Raw genomic sequence first — 16,102 nt, forward strand, 5'->3', positions numbered from 1 at the left:
TTTATTTATACTGTTTAATTCTTGTAAAGAAAGAATTAACCATTTTTATTCAACGGATATATTCCCTCGCCCTAAGTAAAAGTATTTAATTATATTAATTACAAAAAGTTGACTGATATTAATTGTTGGAACGCAGACGTTCTGGTCTGACAAGGTTATTCATTATTGATGTGAATAAATAATTACATTATCATTTTCCATGTCATTTAATTAATCACATGGAATCGTTAATGAAAGGAATCGGAGCGTTATTACTCAGCTTATTATTAACCGGATGTGGCGGGACTTGGTTCCCGGAAGGCCATTATAGTGAATCTCGTGAACCGAAATTTCGACTTCACGGTGATGAGCGCACAGGTGCAGAACGTATGGCGGATTGTCATCGCACTAAGAGCTGTCGCGGTGATGAGTGGCGCCAACCTAACCCGGATTATGTCGGCCTTAGCGTGACTTACTGATAAACCTGCGTCATCTAGTCTCATTGAATATCATTAATGATGGATAATATTTTAGTCACCGTTATTGATATTCAACGTTAACCATCCCGCGTTCTTGCCGTGCTTAAATAAGACTGACTACGCTGTGTTATATGGAAATTTTCAAATTAATTTACGATGTGGAATGCGTAAATCGACCGCACCAATTCAACAGATTTTGCGATATTCAATATAGCGAAGCTGTTCGCGCTTCTGCCAGTGGGTTTATATTCTAGCCGTTTACCCTGGCATTTCTCTCAATTAAAACCACCTTCGCCGAGTGACATTATCCGGAGCCAGTGACGCTGACTCCGGGAGATTGAATAACTTAATAATTGCTGGCAGCTTCTTCTATTAGTGCGATGATTTCATTGGGATGAGAGGCTAGAGACGCATGGCTGGAGTCCAGCCGAATGGTTTTTTTCGGTTTCATGCGTTCGGTAAACCATTGTTGGGTTTCCGGCGGAATCATATGGTCCTGATTGGATATTTGATACCAGCTTGGCTTAGTCTTCCACGCGGGTTCCGTTGAAGTGTCGGAGAAGCATTTTCCTGAGGTCGGCTTTTGTGCAGCAGCCATGACAACGGCTTCGGTTTTGTCCAAATCCTGACAGAAACTTTCATGGAACTTATCGTATTTTATCCATAAAAAGTCGTCCTGATCCGGAAACAGATTAGCGGCTCCGGAAGGTAAATCGCGCAGTTGGAAAATACTGCCGAGACTTTCGCCTTTATCCGGTGCAAAAGCGGCGACGTAAACCAGTCCTACTAGATTAGGTAAATGTCCAAGCTGAGAAATAACCATGCCACCGTAGGAGTGACCGACCAGAATGGTCGGGCCCTGGAGCGAGGTGGCCAATTTTTCGGTGCGTTCCACATCGTCGGCCAGAGAGGTCAGCGGGTTTTGTACCGCGTACACCGGATAGCCTTTATTATGTAAAGTCGGAATAATATGACGCCAGTGCGAACCATCGCCCCAGGCACCGTGTACCAACAAGATATTCGGTTTTGTCGTCATGTTGTGTCCCATTATCAGAGTGCACTATAAAGTATGATAATCCGCGGCCCCTTGCCGCAATACCACACATCCATCAAAAGTATAGTTTAGATATGTGACTAATTGATGAGGCAGGGCAAACTCGCGCATCGGTTTTAGCAATCTCATAACTCAATAAATTCGACTTACGAGCATTTAAAATCAAACGACTAGCATTGAAAACCCAGTCGAAAGATAAATAATAATAATTATAAAACAATAATTTAACCTGTGGGTTAATTCTTAATTTAATTATCTTATTGATTTGTAATTATTCAATGTTGTGACAAACTATAAGATATAAATTATTAAAAACTTTATTAATTGTGCTGGTTTCCTGACTATTCATTAATATAAAACAATAGGTTGAGCCACCATGACTGCGCTAGCACACCCCGTTATCCCTCAGACCCAGGATACCCGACTCGAGCAGCAGATACTTCGACGCTCTATTTTCTGCACTTTGATTATTGCGGGGATGGGAATTGGTTTTGGTATTTTATGTGGGTCGATCTCGATTATTTTTGACGGCATGTTTTCGGCGTTAGATGCCGGTATGTGCAGTTTATCTCTACTGGTGTCACGTTTATTAGGACAGCCGAATAGCCGCCGTTTTCAATACGGCTTCTGGCATGTTGAACCCTTGGTACTGGCATTTAACGGCAGCCTATTGGCCTTTCTATGTCTTTACGCCTTTGTAAATGCTATCAAAGGCATTACAGAGGGGGGCAGGGAGCTGGAATTAGGCTGGGCCATTGCGTATGCGTTAGCGGTCAGTATTTTCTGTTTTACCATTTTCCTGAAGCAGCGCCGGTTAAATAAACAGGTGAAATCAGAGCTGATTGCGTTGGATACCAAAAGCTGGCTGATGTCTGCCTGCATCAGTTCTGCGCTACTGGTGGCTTTTCTGCTGTCCTGGAGTTTGGAAGGCACCGCCTATGAGTATCTGATTGTTTATACCGATCCGGCGGTGTTGGCATTGTTAACTTTGATTTTGATTCCGGTGCCAATTAAAACTGTCATATCCGCCGTGCGCGAAGTACTACAAATGACGCCGGATACGCTTGATGCTTCTATCGAACGTATTATGGAACGCTTAATTCTGGAATACGGTTTCCTGGATTATTCCCATTATGCAACACGGGTCGGCCGAGGTTTATTTATTGAAATTCATGTGGTTATTCCGGAATCTATGGAAAATGATGGCGTACGGCGTTTTGATAAAATCCGCGATGAGATAGCTTTGGCGATTGGAGACCCCGGACCGCATCGCTGGCTGACAATTTCATTTACCCGCGATTCTAAATGGCTGTAATTATTGTTTAGCCTTCAGGCGTTCTCCCCAAAATATCAACGAATGAAGAGGCTTTATTCTGTCGCACTATCTACGGGGGAATGGTTCTGCCAGATTCTATTATTATCCCGCCATTGGATATACATCGGTGAATTACGCTCGATTCCCGCAATCAATTTATATTAAAGATTATCTGATGGCGCTGTATTGCTGTTTTTTTCTAAATATTTCTTAAACAACTGGCGAAAGCTGAGAACTTTTCAAAAAAGGCGTGCTTTAATCCCTGCGCAATAAAAATGCAGTATCTCGTTTGGCGAGGCTCCTATACAAACACAGGTTACTGATCTGACGACATCGAGAGATGCCCAAGGTTAAGACAGGCTTTATCGGATTAAGGTTTAGCCCAAAGTAACTTCTGATGACTCTATCAGATACGTTGTATAGTGCTAAAACCTGGACGCGGAGATAGGCAGTCTGCACTCCCTCTTTGGTTACCGCCCCTATGCGATCACTGTTGAAGTCTTAACAGATATAGGGACAATCATGATTAACTCACTATCACACAATAATGCTCAGCTCAACACCAACGCCGATGTCTGCGAAGATGCATCCGTCGCGGCTTATATGAGCGATAATTTTATTACTATTTCTGAAAAACTGACCGCTAAGGAAGCCTGTGACTATTTGCTTTCTCAGCTTCAGACGGATGAAATTCCTTCTCAATTATTTGTCACCAGCGATGATTATCACCTGTGCGGCGTGCTGTCGGTAAAGAAGTTACTGCAATCCATCGAGCCGAACAGCCCGGTCGGCACCATGATGAACCAAACCTTTTTCCATGTTTCCCCTGACGATGAGCGTAATGATGTCGCGCATCTATTAAATAAAGGCGGCGTAGATGTGGTGCCGGTTTTGGTTAATCGGAATTTGGTTGGAGTATTGGGCGAAAAAGAAATTGCTCGTCTGATCGAAGATGAAAATACCGAAGATGCCCAGCGCCAGGGTGCCAGTTTGCCTTTGGATAAGCCTTATTTAAGTACCAGCCCGTGGGAATTATGGAAAAAGCGCTGTCCGTGGTTGCTGATGTTATTTGTGGCCGAAGCTTATACTGGTACGGTAATTAAAGCGTTTGAAGAACAGCTGGAAGCAGTTATTGCATTAGCATTCTTTATTCCATTGCTGATTGGTACCGGTGGTAACAGTGGAACGCAAATTACGTCTACTCTGATTCGCGCTATGGCATTAGGGGAAGTCAGTCTGCGTAATATCGGTAATGTGATCAAAAAAGAGGTCACGACCTCATTAATGATTGCTGTCACCATCGGTGGTGCTGCCTGGATTCGCGCGTGGATTATGGGCGTGGGAATGGACGTTACGTTAGTCGTTAGTCTGGCATTGGTCGCTATTACTATTTGGAGCGCCTTTGTTTCATCCATTATTCCGATGCTGCTCAAAAAAGCCGGAATAGATCCTGCGGTAGTTTCAGCGCCCTTTATCGCCACTTTTATTGATGGTACGGGGCTGATTATCTACTTCAAGATCGCGCAAGTTGTTTTGAATATATAACCAAAGAGTGGGTATGACGACGGAACGCTGCGCTTGTATATGAGTACAGAAATGGTCAATTTTCTGAGTACCAGTGCAGCGTTTTTAATAAAGATGTAGCCGCGGATAAATCAATTATTCGCGGCTAACGTAAAAAGGGATTGAGGAGGTGGTCATCGCAACATATTGTTTGGTAAAAATATTAAGGGGATTATTATAGATTAGATCAAACAAAGGTTTGTTATGAATAACATGACGGTATTTATGTGGTTTCTTGGAATTATCAGCGTATTGGGTTTTGTGGCCATTTATATGAGTGCGAAATGGGATGAATAACAGCAAAGGGTATGATTTTGCCTAGAAGCATCCTTCCTGCAAAAAATGTAGGATGTGCAGGAAGGATGAGCATGCTTAATGATTATCATTGTCAATGAAGTAAGTGAATAAGTATTTTATAAAATAAAGCAGGTAAAGCTCGGATTTATTTTATAAAATATACAAGGAAGGTGGTTATGGTCTTTTATATTATCGGCATTCTTTATGCCACCTTTATGATTTCTGTCGGTATTTACGAGATTAATCTGGATACGGGAGAAAGCCAGGAAACTTTTTATCGGATATTACTGGTGTTCTCAGGTAGCATAATAGTCGTTGCCTTTATATGGAGCCTGTTACATCGGCTGAAAGGCTCGAAAAAATAAAGAGAAGAGGCTGCGCAAAAGTTAATCATTCGCATTTCTCTTATTAACTGAATTACTAAAGTTAAAGCATCCGGCCTAGGGCGGGAGATTTTTTTATGCCCAAAATCGGTCGATGTAAATCCAGCCGTCGCTAAGTGAGTACGACATGCAAAATGAAAAACAAGACGTTGCCTTGAAGTCTATGGTGGCCAGCGGGTTACTTTCGGTTGGTAAATTTGTCGTGGGCATATTTACCGGTAGTATTGGTTTGATTTCTGAGGGAATTCATTCTCTGACGGACTTTATTGCTACAACTATTACCTGGTGTGCGGTGCGCGTGAGCGATAAACCTGCCGATGAAGATCACCATTTTGGTCACGGAAAGGTCGAGAATATGGCGGCTCTGTTTGAGATTCTACTGTTGGTAATGGCGGCGGGCTGGATCGCCGTCGAGGCATGGAAACATTTCTGGGGGGAAACTCAGCCCATTATCGCTGCGCCAGCGGTTATTGCGACGTTGCTTATTGCAATGGTGATTGATTTCTACCGGGTTCGCGCGTTAAGACGAGTTGCAGCGGAAACAAATAGCGCTGCGCTAGAAGCCGGAGCGTTGCATTTTCTCTCCGATATGATGTCATCCGGAGTGGTGTTGCTGGGCATGGTATTTGTTTTATTAGGCTATCCAAAAGCCGATGCGGTAGCGGCTATGGTAGTCGCGCTGTTTATTCTGGTGACGGCAATCAAATTAGGAAAACGCTCGTTTAATACCTTAATTGATACCGCGCCCGAAGGAATACAGCACGAAATTACCGGTTCATTGACGCGTTTCCCGGAAGTGCTTGGCGTAGCTAAATGCCGGGTGCGCGATGCCGGAGCTATGCTATTTATCGAAGTGACTATCGTAGTATGCAGAACGTTATCTTTGGAACGTATCGATCGGTTAAAAAGGCATATTTCCGAACAATTGGTGGCGGATTATAGCGAGGCTGAAATAACCCTATTGGCTACGCCGAAGAAAAGAAGCGATGAAAATATGGCGACTCATTTACGGGTTATCGCCGCCAATAATGACGTAGCCATTCATAATTTAACTTTGCAGCAGTTAACTAGCCATACCTGTATTAGCCTGGATTTAGAAGTGCCAGCGCATTTCAGCGTGACTCAGGCCGACGTGGTGGCTAAAGCGATGAAATCGGCTATCCGTAACGATTTGGGCAGAGAAACTGAAGTCGATATTCATATTGAACCGCAGATAAACTACTTGCTCAGCACGGAAGATGTAGCGGAAGAAGAACTGACGATGATTAGCGAGGCTTTACAGCGTTTAACGCAGCAGGACAGCATTTTGCGAGGGATTCAGGATGTCAAAGCGCGAAATACCGACGTTGGTATCGTAGTCAGTTTCAATTGTATCGTGCTGCCTTTTATTTCTGTGATCAAGGCTCACACCGCCATCGATAATATCGAAATGAAGCTGCGCGCACTTTATCCCACCATTTCCCGCGTTGTGGGTTACGTTGAGCCGACACCGGTTAATCCTGCTCCGGCAATAATGGCCACCCCGATCCCCGTCGCTCCCGTGCCTACGACATAAAGTTCAGCAATTATTGCTGTGCATGGCTGTGTGCCGATGGCGCGTTTTACGCGATTAACCGTCAGACAGCCGATATTATTCATGACGGTTTCTGGACAGGAAAGCGGTGACTAAAAGCGTCATTCTCGGCGGGCGATGGGAAATTGTGCAAACGAAGGGCGATACTGCGGCCATATTGTGGCATAATGCGCGCCGAATCACATATTTCTAATATTGATCTCCCCCTATTCAGTAATCCAATCGAGAGCAAGCTCTGTGCTAAGTACTAACAATATCACCATGCAATTCGGCAGTAAGCCGCTGTTTGAAAACATCTCTGTAAAATTTGGCGGCGGCAACCGCTATGGTTTGATCGGCGCTAACGGCTGCGGCAAGTCAACCTTTATGAAAATCCTCGGTGGCGATTTAGTACCGAGCGCAGGCAACGTATTCCTCGATCCAAACGAGCGTTTGGGTAAATTGCGTCAGGATCAGTTCGCCTTTGAAAACAATACCGTACTCGACACCGTGATCATGGGTCATGGCGAGCTGTGGGAAGTGAAAGAAGAACGCGACCGCATTTACGGTCTGGCCGAAATGAGCGAAGAGGACGGCTATAAAGTCGCCGATCTGGAAGTTGCCTACGGTGAAATGGACGGTTACAGCGCAGAAGCCCGAGCAGGTGAATTATTACTTGGCGTAGGTATTCCGGTAGAACAGCATTATGGCCTGATGAGCGAAATCGCACCGGGCTTTAAACTGCGTGTGCTATTGGCGCAGGCGCTGTTCTCCAACCCGGAAATTCTGCTGCTCGATGAGCCAACCAACAACCTGGATATCGATACTATCCGTTGGTTAGAGCAGGTGCTGAACGAACGTAGCAGTACCATGATCATTATTTCCCATGACCGTCACTTCCTGAACATGGTGTGTACCCACATGGCGGATTTGGACTACGGCGAACTGCGGGTTTATCCAGGTAACTACGACGAATATATGACTGCGGCCACTCAGGCTCGTGAACGTCTGTTGTCTGATAATGCTAAGAAAAAAGCGCAGATTTCCGAGTTGCAGTCTTTCGTTAGCCGCTTTAGTGCCAACGCCTCCAAATCTAAACAGGCGACTTCCCGTGCCCGTCAGATTGATAAAATTCAGTTGGATGAAGTTAAGGCCTCAAGCCGTCAGAACCCGTTCATTCGCTTCGATCAGGAAAAGAAACTGTTCCGTAACGCGCTGGAAGTGGAATCTATTACTAAAGGTTTCGACAACGGCCCGTTGTTTAAAAATCTGAAGCTGATGGTGGAAGTTGGCGAGAAGGTCGCGATTCTGGGCCAGAATGGTATTGGTAAAACCACTTTGCTGAAATGTCTGGTTGGCGAGACTGAACTGGATTCCGGCAGCGTTAAGTGGTCTGAAAATAGCAAAATCGGTTATTACGCGCAGGATCATGCCAGCGATTTCGACATTGACCTAACGGTCTTCGACTGGATGAGTCAGTGGAAACAGGAAAAAGACGACGAGCAGGCGGTTCGCAGTGTTCTGGGTCGTTTACTGTTTAGCCAGGACGATATCAAGAAGAAAGTTAAGGTGCTGTCTGGTGGTGAGAAGGGCAGAATGCTCTTTGGTAAGCTGATGATGGAGCGTCCAAATATTCTGATTATGGATGAACCAACTAACCACCTGGATATGGAATCCATTGAAGCGTTGAATATGGCGCTGGAAATGTATGAAGGTACTTTGATCTTCGTTTCCCATGACCGCGAATTCGTTAGCTCACTGGCGACTCGTGTGATTGAAATGACTCCAGGCAAAATCCACGACTTTACCGGTAACTACGAAGACTATCTGCGTAGCCAAGGTATTCAGTCTTAATTAATATCGATTAGCGCTGAAATTAAAAAAGGCTGGTGCAAATGCATCAGCCTTTTTGTTTTCTGGCGTAGCCTAACGCTTAGTTTTTACCGCAGACTTCGCAGTGAGGTGCTTTCGCCAGCTTCATGGTGCGGAATTCCAGCGTCATGGCGTCCAGCATTAGAAGCCTACCACGGCGTACCTCGCCGTAACCGCTAAGCAGCTTAATGGTTTCCATTGCCTGTAAACTTCCTATAGTGCCGACCAATGGGGCCATGACGCCGGTTTCCACACAGGTGAGGGGGGTATCACCGAACAAACGACTCAGGCAGCGATAGCACGGCTCATCGTCCTGATAGGTAAATACGCTGATTTGCCCCTCCATTCGAATCGCCGCGCCGGAAACCAGTGGCTTTTTCTGAACAAAGCACAGGCGGTTTAGTTGTTCGCGAATTGCCAGGTTATCCGTGCAATCCAGGACTAAATGATGATCGGCGATAGCGGCTGAGAGCTGCGAATCATCCAGTTGGCGATCCAACGTAGCCACGCTCAAATGCGGATTGATTTCTTCTAAAGTCAGGCGCGCAGACGCGACTTTGCTCATGCCGATCCGGTCATCCCGATGCAGAATCTGGCGCTGTAAATTTGATAAAGACACGGTATCAAAATCCAGCAGCGTTAAATGCCCAACGCCCGCCGCCGCCAGATATTGCGCGGCGGCGCAGCCTAAACCGCCTAGCCCGACGACCAAGACGCGTGAGGCTTTAAGCTTTTCCTGACCGTCGAAATCGAAACCGCGCAGGACAATTTGCCGGTTGTAGCGCAGCATTTCAGCATCTGAAAGTTCCGGCAGCATATCAGCCTCCCAGCAAGCCGTTAAATAGCTCTATGTCTACGCTTTCTCCAACGGCGACCGAACCTCGATCCCGTTCTAAAACGATAAAGCAGTTGCCTTGGCTGAAGGCGCTGAAAACATGCGAGCCTTGATGCCCGGTGGAGCTGACCTCCAGCTTACCGTCGGCACCGCGGGAGAAAATCCCACGCTGGAAATCCAGTCGTCCCGGCGATTTTTTCAATGGCGTAATCGCCGTTGCAGTCAGGCGTAGCGGCGGTTGCCATGAAGTCTGTCCGGCCAGTTTAGCCAGCAGCGGTTGCACCAGTTGATAGAAAGTCACAACGGCAGAAACCGGGTTACCTGGCAGGCCGCAGAACCAGGCGTTCTTCAGTTTGCCGAAAGCGAAAGGTTTACCCGGTTTGATTGCCAGTTTCCAGAAGCCGATGTCGCCCAGTTCTTCTAGCATTTGTTTGGTGTAATCCGCTTCACCTACGGAAACACCGCCGCTGCTGATTACCAAATCAGCCGCTTCATCAGCCTGGCGGAAGGCGTGGCGCAAAGCTTCCTGATCGTCTGGGATCACACCTAAATCGATAACCTGACAACCCAGTTGTTGTAGCATTAAATGTACGGCAAAACGGTTGGTATCGTAAATCTGGCCTTCTGCCAGCGGTTGGCCTACGGCCTGTAGCTCGTCACCGGTAGAAAATATGGCGACTTTCAACTGGCGCATGACCTGCAATTTGGCAATGCCGAGGGAAGCTAACAGGGGCAGTTCGGCTACGCCCAGTTTGACTCCTGCGGGGAACACGCTGGCACCTTGCTGGATATCTTCCCCCGCCAGGCGAATATTTTGCCCAGCTTTTACCGGGGCGGTGAATAACACGCCTTGTTCACTTACGCTGGCCTGCTCTTGCATAATGACCGCGTCGGCACCGCTCGGAACCGGCGCACCGGTCATAATACGAATGCAGCTGTTGGCGGGCCATTCACCGTGGAATGGCGACCCGGCAAAGGCTTTCCCAGCGACGGACAACGCAGTTTGGGCATTCACCTCATGACTGCGTACGGCGTAACCGTCCATTGCCGAATTGGCGAAAGGAGGAACGTTAATGGGGGAAGTCACTGGGCTGGCGGTAATCCGGCCTGCGGCATCTGTCAGCGGAATATTTTCCGTCTCTGTGAGCGGAGTAACCTGCGACAGCATTTTTTTCAGCGCCTGTTCCAGAGAAATTAAATCCGAGGTGTTACAGTGATCCATGCTGGACTCCGTGGTCAGGACATTCCGGCGGGTAAGTCAGTCACCGGCGGTAAAATATCCAATCAAAAAGGGTGAGGGCGGCTATTATGGCAGAGATCGACAAGAGGGTGAATGAATTGACCGGCAAAGGGACCGGCGACGTCACACTCGGAGCAGCGCATCAGGGGATAAACGGGAGCACATATGAATAGCCAACAGATTCTGGATTTCTGGTTTAATGAAATAGACCCGGCATTCTGGTTTACAAAAAGCGATGATTTCGATGCTTTGCTACACAAACGTTTTGGCGCGGTCTGGCAGGCGGCGTCCAAGGGCGAACTGGCGGAATGGCGACAAACTATCGACGGGCGACTGGCAGAAATTATCGTTTTGGATCAATTTAGCCGAAATTTATTCCGCGATACGCCCGCTTCTTTCTCCTGCGATGGTATGGCCCTGGTGCTGGCGCAAGAAGCCATTCATACTGGCTTAACCGGGCAATTAACGCCGGAACAGCGCGGGTTCCTCTATTTGCCGTTTATGCATTCGGAATCACAGAAGATACATCAGCAGGCTTTAGTGTTGTATACCGAGCTTAATAATGGCGACCAGTTGGAGTATGAGCTGCGGCATAAAGCAATTATCGACCGCTTTGGGCGTTATCCACACCGTAACCATATTCTCGGGCGAGTTTCCAGCGCGGAAGAACAGGCGTTTCTTCTGCAGCCAGGGTCTGGCTTCTAAAAATGCCACATCAGAACCTGGCTATTACGAATATAAGATGGCTAGGTTCTTATTTATTTTAGTGATGCTTAAAAAGCAATTTCCGCAGCCATCCTTTATTCTCCTGTTCTATCAGGAATTTTTTAATAGAAAACACATTGGCGTCGGAGTGCCAAATTTGGCCGCGATCGCTACTTCAGTATTACAGCGTTTCTTAAAACATACCGCTTCGTATTCACCATGTTCATTGATGGCATGATCAAGTGCGAAGAAAATAAATGGTGATAAAAATAACGTTCGTCATGTTAGTTAGGTGTTTATGAAGGAATATTTATTGCGATTGAAAATAATGAGGCGTAATTCAATAAAACCAATAAACCCGAGGGGCTATAAGCAGGATTGGCCAATAAAATGGCAAAAATAAATTAATATTTATCGCCTAGGGGAAGGGCATTGAAACGAAATATAATGACAGAGGAGGAATGATTAGTTGGGGAATAAAAATTATTCCCCAATGGAGCGACTTAGTTATGCAGATACTCAGCGTGGAAGCGCAGATGATCTTCAATAAATGTCGCTATGGTGAAATAGCTGTGATCATAACCAGGCTGAATGCGTAGCGTGAGCGGCCAGTCTTTTTGGCGCGCGAGTTCCGCCAGTTTGGCTGGTTGTAGCTGATCGGCCAGGAATTGATCGCCATCGCCCTGATCGACCAGAATCGGCAGCGGCTGGTCACTGTTAAACAGTAAATGACAACTATCATATTGCAGCCATTTTGTTTCATGTTCACCAAGATATTCTGTGAATGCTTTACGCCCCCACGGAACCTGACAAGGATTAACAATAGGAGCAAAGGCAGATACTGACTGATATTGCTGTGGATTACGCAATGCCAGCATTAAGGCGCCGTGGCCGCCCATTGAATGTCCGCTGATAGATTGCCGTTCGCTAACGCTAAAGTGTTGGCGAATTAACGCCGGTAACTCTTCGCTGACATAATCGTACATACGAAAATTCGCTGACCAGGGTTTCTGAGTGGCATTCAGGTAGAAACCTGCTCCCTGACCCAAATCGTAGTTTTCGTCATTCGGTACGTCTTCGCCGCGAGGACTGGTATCCGGCATCACCAGTACCAATCCCAGCTCGGCTGCAATACGCTGCGCGCCGGCTTTCAGAGTAAAGTTTTCGTCGTTGCAAGTCAGGCCAGACAGCCAGTACAGCACCGGCGGCGGATTATCATCACGCGGTGGTGGCAGATAGATGCTGAATGTCATGTTGCAATTCAGGCTGCGGGATATATGGCGATAACGCTGCTGCCAGCCGCCAAACATCCGATGCTCTTCGAGAAGTTCAATTGACGTATGCATGTCTGCTCTGCCTCCTGGCTTTATTTATTAAAGTGAATCACGCTGCGAATAGATTTACCTTCATGCATTAAATCAAAGGCTTCGTTGATTTGCTCCAGACCCATAGTATGAGTAATAAAGTCGTTCAGCTGGAATTTACCGTCTAAATATTGCTGCACAATGCCCGGCAACTGGGAGCGTCCTTTTACGCCGCCAAACGCAGAGCCACGCCATACGCGGCCGGTAACCAGCTGGAATGGACGGGTGGAAATTTCTTCACCGGCACCGGCTACGCCGATAATCACCGATTCGCCCCAGCCTTTGTGGCAGCATTCCAGCGCCGAGCGCATAACATTAACGTTGCCAATACATTCGAAGGAGAAATCTACGCCGCCGTCGGTCAGCTCCACGATCACGTCTTGAATCGGTTTGTCATAATCTTTTGGATTAATCAAATCCGTGGCGCCCAGTTTGCGGGCCAGATCGAATTTACTGGTGTTGAGATCGATACCAATAATACGACCTGCGCCAGCCATCTGTGCGCCGATAATGGCGGACAGACCGATGCCGCCCAGGCCAAATATTGCCACCGTATCGCCCGGTTGTACTTTAGCGGTGTTCATTACCGCACCCATGCCGGTGGTGACTCCACAGCCTAGCAGGCAGACTTCTTCCAGCGGCGCTTCTTTATTAATCTTCGCCAGCGAAATTTCCGGTACGACGGTTAATTCGGAGAAAGTCGATGTGCCCATGTAATGGAAAATAGGCTGACCATTTTTAGAGAAGCGGGTAGTACCGTCTGGCATCAAACCCTTGCCCTGAGTAGCGCGAATCGCCTGACACAGGTTGGTTTTGCCGGAGCGACAGAATTTGCATTCCCCACATTCTGGGGTGTACAGCGGAATGACGTGATCGCCCACGGCGACGCTGGTGACGCCTTCGCCCACGGCCTCAACAATACCGCCGCCTTCGTGGCCTAAAATCGCCGGGAAGACGCCTTCGGGATCTTTGCCAGACAGGGTGTAAGCGTCGGTATGGCAAACGCCAGTGGCGACGATACGCACCAGCACTTCGCCTTTTTGCGGTGGCATCAGGTCCACTTCTTCAATGGATAGCGGCTGGTTCGGCCCCCATGCGACGGCGGCGCGGGTTTTGATCATCTCCATGGTGTTGCTCCTCGGTTTTTCACGATAGTGTTATGTAAATTGACTTTTTATGTATACTATTTGTTGCGTTAACGTTTTAAGTTACGGGTTTTGCAGTGGTTTCAATTTGCTCAATAATCAGCTCTTTCAGTGCGCGAACGTTCGGGCTGAAGGCATCTTTTCGCCAGATAAGCCAGGTGGCGGTATCGGCAAATTCAGGGGGTAACGGGTGTACCCGAACCCGTTCGTGGCCGGGTAGTAATGCCAGTACTGAATGGGGTATGAGCGCCAGACCGGCACCGCTGGCAACGCAGGCCAGCATGGCGTGATATGACTGGATTTCCAGAATAGTGCCAGGCAGCACGCCAGCCTGTCGAAACCATGACTCCAGCCTTAAACGGTAGGAGCAACTGGGGCGGAAGGCAAATAGGGTTTCATCCACAGCGTCTTTGGCCTGACTGATCGGCGGGTGATCCAGGCATGAGATGATCACTAATTGTTCTTCGAAAGATCGGCAGCCATGTAGTTCTTCATGGTGAACTGGACCATCGACCAATGCCGCAGCCAGCGTACCGGCGCGTACCTGTTCGATAATTTCGCCGGAAGTGCCGGTGTTCAGCGATAGTGAAACCTGAGAATAGCGTTGATGATAAGCGGCCAGTAAGTTGGGTAAACGCGTGGCTGCGGTGCTTTCCATCGATCCCAATGGAAAATTGCCCGCAGGCTCACCGGCATGGGTAATACGCATGGCTTCTTCACTCAACGCCAGAATACGGTTGGCGTAACAGAGAAAATTATGGCCCATCGGCGACAGGCGCAGACGCTGCTTTTCACGGATAAACAGATCGGTACCCAGCTCAACCTCAAGCTGGCGCAGGCGGGTGGTTAGATTCGACGGCACGCGATGCATCTGTTCCGCCGCTCTGGCTACCGAACCGGTTTCCGCTACGCAGCAAAACATGCGGAGTTGGGTTAAATCCATTACTGTTCTCTTTTTGTGATGAACTTCATGAGTATTATTCATTTTTTGTGATTCTAATGCTGAGGCATGATATTAGCAACTTTCTTTTAACCGGCAGTTTGGGAACAGGCAGAACAGAGTCATGGCGTTAAGAATCGCTTTAAGTGGGTTTCTGGCATTAGTGGTAGCAATGGGGATTGGCCGATTTGCTTTTACGCCGCAGGTTCCTCTCATGATAGCTGAACATCAGTTCAGCCTGACCGGCGCGGGGCTGGTGGCGGCATTCAACTATCTGGGTTACCTGTGTGGTGCCTACGATGCGATGCGAGCCAATCGTTACGTTGAGCGTCGCCTGTGGCTGGGCGTATGGGGCGCAGTGACGCTGACATTGCTCTCCGCCGTAATAGAAGGCCCGTGGTGGCACGGTGTGGTGCGTTTCGCTATCGGTTGGGCCAGCGGCTGGTCAATGGTGTTGGTGGCAGCATGGACTAATGAGCGACTGGCGCACTATGGTCGCCCGGCTTTTAGCGCTGCGGTGTTTGCCGGGCCGGGAGCGGGTATTTTTATTAGCGGTATACTGGCCGTTGTGATTCATAGCTACGGGTTAACGGCATCGCAGGCTTGGCTGGTTTACGGTGTGTTGGCGCTGGTGCTGATTGGCGCGATCAGTATCAACTTACCCAGAGCAGGGGAGTTACATCGCCCGCAGGTAGCGGCGGAACCGTTGATTTTGACGCCTGCGCTGAAGCGTTTGGTCTGGAGCTACAGTCTGGCCGGTTTCGGTTATATTTTGCCGGCGACGTTTCTCTCACAAATGGCGGCCGCGCGTTTTCCAGACAGCCTGTTCGCTCAGTTTGTCTGGCCGGTTTTTGGTGGTGCAGCCGTGGTTGGTATTGGCTTAGGCATTTTGACGCGTCGTTGTCTGACGACTCAAACTCGTCTGGCATTGACGCTGTGGGTGCAGGCATTAGGGGTTCTGTGCGCTGAATTAGTGCCGGGCGTGAGCGGTTTGGCTCTCGGCGCGATGTTGACCGGCGGCGGTTTTCTCTGTGTGGTGCAGCTATCTTTGCAGCACGGGCGAGAGCTGGCACCGAATCACACGCGCTACATGGCCGGTTTGCTCACCACGGGCTATGCCGTTGGGCAATTAGTCGGGCCAATGCTGTCTGCGACCTCCACGGCGTTAACTCACCGGCTAGAGCCTGCGCTGTATGTGGCGGTCGTCGCCCTGATTGTGGCCGGGGCTTTGGTGTTCAATACGGCGGCGCGCGCCGGAGAAAAAACGACGGGATAATTCGGGGAGATAAAGCATCTGAAACCGCTGTGGATAAGGGCATATTGCCCTTATTTCATCATGATATGAAACACAATCACTGGATAATCTGCACGCTCTCATC

15 protein-coding genes and 1 riboswitch are annotated in these 16,102 nt (G+C 48.2%); of the genes, 9 read left to right on the top strand and 6 right to left on the bottom strand.

The features are described from left to right. The first annotated feature begins 230 nt into the window (after window positions 1–230). Window positions 231–458 carry a hypothetical protein gene (locus tag PL78_RS02055; RefSeq protein ID WP_064512696.1) on the top strand — a complete coding sequence of 76 codons (228 nt, stop codon included), beginning with the start codon at window positions 231–233 and terminating at the stop codon, window positions 456–458. A gap of 346 nt (window positions 459–804) precedes the next feature. Here the strand turns inward: PL78_RS02055 and PL78_RS02060 are convergent, their stop codons facing one another. Beyond that, entirely contained in the window at window positions 805–1,494 is a 690-nt protein-coding gene (locus tag PL78_RS02060) for an alpha/beta hydrolase (protein ID WP_064512698.1), read from the bottom strand. A gap of 394 nt (window positions 1,495–1,888) precedes the next feature. Between PL78_RS02060 and PL78_RS02065 the strand changes: the two genes are divergently transcribed. From PL78_RS02065 to PL78_RS02085, 6 genes are all read left to right on the top strand, one after another. Continuing rightward, window positions 1,889–2,827, top strand: coding sequence for a cation diffusion facilitator family transporter (locus PL78_RS02065; RefSeq protein WP_064512700.1), 939 nt, complete (start codon window positions 1,889–1,891; stop codon window positions 2,825–2,827). A 277-nt stretch (window positions 2,828–3,104) separates the two neighbouring features. Next, window positions 3,105–3,278: riboswitch (M-box (ykoK) riboswitch) on the top strand. Between the two features lie 71 nt (window positions 3,279–3,349). Next, window positions 3,350–4,372: a magnesium transporter gene (locus tag PL78_RS02070; protein ID WP_064512702.1), complete on the top strand. Its 1,023-nt coding sequence runs from the start codon at window positions 3,350–3,352 to the stop codon at window positions 4,370–4,372. Window positions 4,373–4,615: 243 nt separating this feature from the next. Beyond that, window positions 4,616–4,687, top strand: coding sequence for a hypothetical protein (locus PL78_RS20100; RefSeq protein WP_420822909.1), 72 nt, complete (start codon window positions 4,616–4,618; stop codon window positions 4,685–4,687). A 176-nt stretch (window positions 4,688–4,863) separates the two neighbouring features. Continuing rightward, the gene (locus tag PL78_RS02075; protein ID WP_064512703.1) at window positions 4,864–5,052 is read left to right on the top strand and encodes a hypothetical protein; all 189 of its coding nucleotides are present in this window, start codon (window positions 4,864–4,866) and stop codon (window positions 5,050–5,052) included. Between the two features lie 145 nt (window positions 5,053–5,197). Beyond that, window positions 5,198–6,625 carry a cation diffusion facilitator family transporter gene (locus PL78_RS02080; protein ID WP_064512705.1) on the top strand — a complete coding sequence of 476 codons (1,428 nt, stop codon included), beginning with the start codon at window positions 5,198–5,200 and terminating at the stop codon, window positions 6,623–6,625. A 255-nt stretch (window positions 6,626–6,880) separates the two neighbouring features. After that, window positions 6,881–8,476 carry an ABC-F family ATPase gene (locus tag PL78_RS02085; RefSeq protein ID WP_071889709.1) on the top strand — a complete coding sequence of 532 codons (1,596 nt, stop codon included), beginning with the start codon at window positions 6,881–6,883 and terminating at the stop codon, window positions 8,474–8,476. 79 nt (window positions 8,477–8,555) lie between these two features. Here the strand turns inward: PL78_RS02085 and moeB are convergent, their stop codons facing one another. Both moeB and moeA read right to left on the bottom strand, forming a co-directional pair. Continuing rightward, window positions 8,556–9,311 carry a molybdopterin-synthase adenylyltransferase MoeB gene (moeB, locus tag PL78_RS02090; RefSeq protein WP_064512709.1) on the bottom strand — a complete coding sequence of 252 codons (756 nt, stop codon included), beginning with the start codon at window positions 9,309–9,311 and terminating at the stop codon, window positions 8,556–8,558. 1 nt (window position 9,312) lies between these two features. After that, the gene (gene moeA, locus PL78_RS02095; protein WP_064512711.1) at window positions 9,313–10,551 is read right to left on the bottom strand and encodes a molybdopterin molybdotransferase MoeA; all 1,239 of its coding nucleotides are present in this window, start codon (window positions 10,549–10,551) and stop codon (window positions 9,313–9,315) included. 183 nt (window positions 10,552–10,734) lie between these two features. Here moeA and PL78_RS02100 point away from each other — a divergent pair, with 183 nt between their 5' ends. Continuing rightward, window positions 10,735–11,274, top strand: coding sequence for a DUF924 family protein (locus PL78_RS02100; protein ID WP_064512713.1), 540 nt, complete (start codon window positions 10,735–10,737; stop codon window positions 11,272–11,274). Window positions 11,275–11,777: 503 nt separating this feature from the next. Here PL78_RS02100 and fghA read toward each other — a convergent pair. The 3 genes from fghA to ptrR form a co-directional block, all read right to left on the bottom strand. Continuing rightward, window positions 11,778–12,620: an S-formylglutathione hydrolase gene (fghA, locus tag PL78_RS02105; RefSeq protein WP_064512714.1), complete on the bottom strand. Its 843-nt coding sequence runs from the start codon at window positions 12,618–12,620 to the stop codon at window positions 11,778–11,780. Between the two features lie 20 nt (window positions 12,621–12,640). Next, window positions 12,641–13,765: an S-(hydroxymethyl)glutathione dehydrogenase/class III alcohol dehydrogenase gene (locus PL78_RS02110; protein ID WP_064512716.1), complete on the bottom strand. Its 1,125-nt coding sequence runs from the start codon at window positions 13,763–13,765 to the stop codon at window positions 12,641–12,643. A 76-nt stretch (window positions 13,766–13,841) separates the two neighbouring features. Beyond that, on the bottom strand, window positions 13,842–14,726 hold the full coding sequence (ptrR, locus tag PL78_RS02115; protein ID WP_064512718.1) for a putrescine utilization regulator PtrR: 885 nt from the start codon (window positions 14,724–14,726) through the stop codon (window positions 13,842–13,844). Between the two features lie 121 nt (window positions 14,727–14,847). Here ptrR and PL78_RS02120 point away from each other — a divergent pair, with 121 nt between their 5' ends. After that, window positions 14,848–15,999: a YbfB/YjiJ family MFS transporter gene (locus PL78_RS02120; protein ID WP_064512719.1), complete on the top strand. Its 1,152-nt coding sequence runs from the start codon at window positions 14,848–14,850 to the stop codon at window positions 15,997–15,999. Window positions 16,000–16,102 lie beyond the last annotated feature (103 nt).

It is taken from the genome of Yersinia entomophaga, from assembly GCF_001656035.1.
GTDB lineage: Bacteria > Pseudomonadota > Gammaproteobacteria > Enterobacterales > Enterobacteriaceae > Yersinia > Yersinia entomophaga.